We start from the raw sequence: 2,816 nt of genomic DNA, 5'->3' as shown, positions 1-2,816 counted from the left end.
GCGGCTTTGCAGGCTGCTGTGTCGGATGTTGTTGCGCGGCATGAGGTGTTGCGGACGGTGTATCCGGAGGTCGACGGCGTCGGATACCAGCAAATCGTCTCGGTCGATCGGGTAGAGCTGGACCTGACACCGGTTCCGGTCTCGGAAGCCGACGTGATGTCGGCGGTGGTCGGATTCATGTCGAGTGGTTTCGATGTCACGGTGCAGGTCCCCGTACGCGCGCGTGTGTTTGTGGTGGCACCTGACGAGTACGTGCTGGTGTTCGTTGTTCATCACATCAGTGCGGATGGCTCGTCGATGGGCCCGATGACGCGAGATCTGATGGTTGCCTACATGGCTCGATCCGCGGACGCTGTGCCGTCGTGGGCGCCGCTGGCAGTGCAGTATGCGGATTACGCGTTGTGGCAGCGTGAGGTGTTGGGTTCGGAAGATGATGCGGCGTCGTTGATTTCGCGTCAGGTCGAGTTCTGGTCTCGGGCGTTGGCGGGGTTGCCGGACCAGTTGGTGTTGCCCTGGGATCGTCCGAGGCCTGCGGTCCAGGCATTCGACGGCGGGCAGGTTCCCGTGGTGATCGGTGCGGACCTGCATCGCCGTCTCGTGGATGTCGCGCAGCAGAACAATTCGACGCTGTTCATGGTGGTGCATGCCGCCCTGGCGGTGGTGTTGGCTCGATTGTCGGGTACAGAAGACATCACAGTCGGCACACCGATTGCCGGTCGAGGCGAGAGAGCGTTGGACGATCTGGTCGGGATGTTCGTCAACACGTTGGTGTTGCGGACATCCGTTGATGCCGGCGTTTCGTTTACTGATCTTCTCTCTCGTTCGCGTGAGGCGGATTTGGCGGCGTTTGCGCATGCGGATGTGCCGTTCGAGCGTTTGGTGGAGGTGCTCAATCCGGTTCGGTCGACGGCGTATCATCCGTTGTTCCAGGTGGGGTTGTCGTTCCAGAACTTGGCGGAGTCGACTTTCGAATTGAGTGGTTTGACGCTTTCCGGTGTCGAGTACGAGAGTGGAACTTCGCAGTTCGACCTTCACTTGATCGTGACCGACCACTATGACGGTGGGGCGGCTAGTGGAATTTCCGGCACTATGACGTTCGCGTCGGCTTTGTTCGACGAATCGACGGTGTCCGGGTTTGTGGATCAGTTCGTGCGCGTTCTGACTGCGATTGCAGACGACGTCGAAACTGTGATCGGTGATATCGATCTGCTCACCGATACAGATAAAAGCCTGGTCGAGCGAGCAGGGCACGGTGTGCGTCGTGCTGGTGTTTCGGGGACGTTGGTGGATTTGTTCGACGGGCAGGTGGTTCGTGGTGCGGATCGTGTTGCGTTGGTGTGTGGTGGTGTCGAGCTGTCGTATGGTGAGTTCGATGCGCGGGTGAATCGTTTTGCGCGGTATTTGATTTCGGTGGGTGTGGGGCCGGAGTCGTTGGTGGCGTTGGCGATGCGCCGGTCGGTTGACCTTGTGGTGGGTATGTATGCGGTCGCCAAGGCTGGTGGCGGGTATGTTCCGGTGGATCCGGATCAGCCGGCGGATCGTACGGCGTTCATTCTCGAGGCCGCTGCTCCGGTGTGTGTGGTCAGTACCTCTGATGTTGGTTTCGATGCTGGCGCGGTGCCGGTGGTCGAGGTTGATGTTGTCGATGTGTCTGGTTTTTCGGGTGCGCCTGTCTCTGATGCGGATCGTGTTGCGCCGTTGCGGCCTGAGAATACGGCGTATGTGATTTTCACGTCGGGTTCGACGGGTCGGCCGAAGGGTGTGGCGGTTTCGCATGCGGCTGTGGTGAATCAGTTGCTGTGGAAGCGTGAGGCTTTCGGTCTTGATCAGGATGATGCGGTGTTGCTCAAGACTGCGTCGACGTTCGATTTGTCGGTGTGGGAGTTTTGGTCTGCGTTGGTTTCGGGTTCTCGGTTGGTGATCGCGAAGGTCGGCGGTCAGCAGGATCCGCAGTATCTGCTCGATGTGATGGCTGTGTCGGGTGTGTCGACGTTGCATGTGGTTCCGTCGATGTTGGAGGCGTTGGCGGCCACTGGTGGTGGTGTTCTTCCGTCGGGGCTTCGTCAGGTGTTGGCGATCGGTGAGGCGTTGCCTGCTGATCTGGCGCGGCGTGTGCGTGTGGCGAATCCTGATGTGCGGTTGTTCAATTTGTATGGTCCGACGGAGGCGGCGGTGTCGGTGACCTCGCATGAGGTGACCGATGGTGATGTGTCGTCGGTGTCGATCGGGTCGGCGGAGTGGAATACGCAACTGTTGGTGTTGGATTCGCGGTTGCATCCGGTTCCGGTCGGTGTTGCGGGTGAGTTGTATCTTGCGGGTGCGCAGTTGGCTCGGGGGTATCACGGTCGGGTGGATTTGTCGGCGGAGCGTTTCGTTGCCAATCCGTATGGCGGCGCGGGTTCGCGGATGTATCGCACGGGCGATGTGGTGTCGTGGAATCGTTCGGGCGAGCTGGAGTATGTGGGGCGCAGCGATTTCCAGGTGAAGTTGCGTGGATTCCGGATCGAGCTCGGTGAGATCGAGGCGGCGTTGGTTGCTGTCGATTCGGTGGGTCAGGCGGTGGCCGTCGTGCACGAGGACGCGCACGCCGGTGAGATGTTGGTTGCGTATGTCACTGCTTCGTCCGGGTCCGATGTCGATGTCGACGTTGTTCGTGAGGTGTTGTCGGCGGGTCTGCCCTCGTACATGGTGCCGTCGCAGATTCTGGTGCTCGAGGAGTTCCCTCTCAATATCAATGGCAAGTTGGATCGGAAGTTGTTGCCGGCGCCGGTGTTCGAGGCTGCGGTGTTTAGGGCTCCGGTGACGGCGGTGGAGGA

1 protein-coding gene is annotated in these 2,816 nt (G+C 60.1%); it reads left to right on the top strand.

Annotation, left to right across the window (positions count from 1 at the left end; all coding sequences use genetic code 11):
- The coding region (locus AC1Q61_RS32655; protein WP_492654933.1) for a non-ribosomal peptide synthetase at positions 1–2,816 on the top strand (2,816 nt) is incomplete at both ends.

The sequence above is a fragment of the Rhodococcus sp. MPR-R1B genome (genome assembly GCF_058793255.1).
This window is presented reverse-complemented; position numbering and strand designations above follow the sequence as displayed.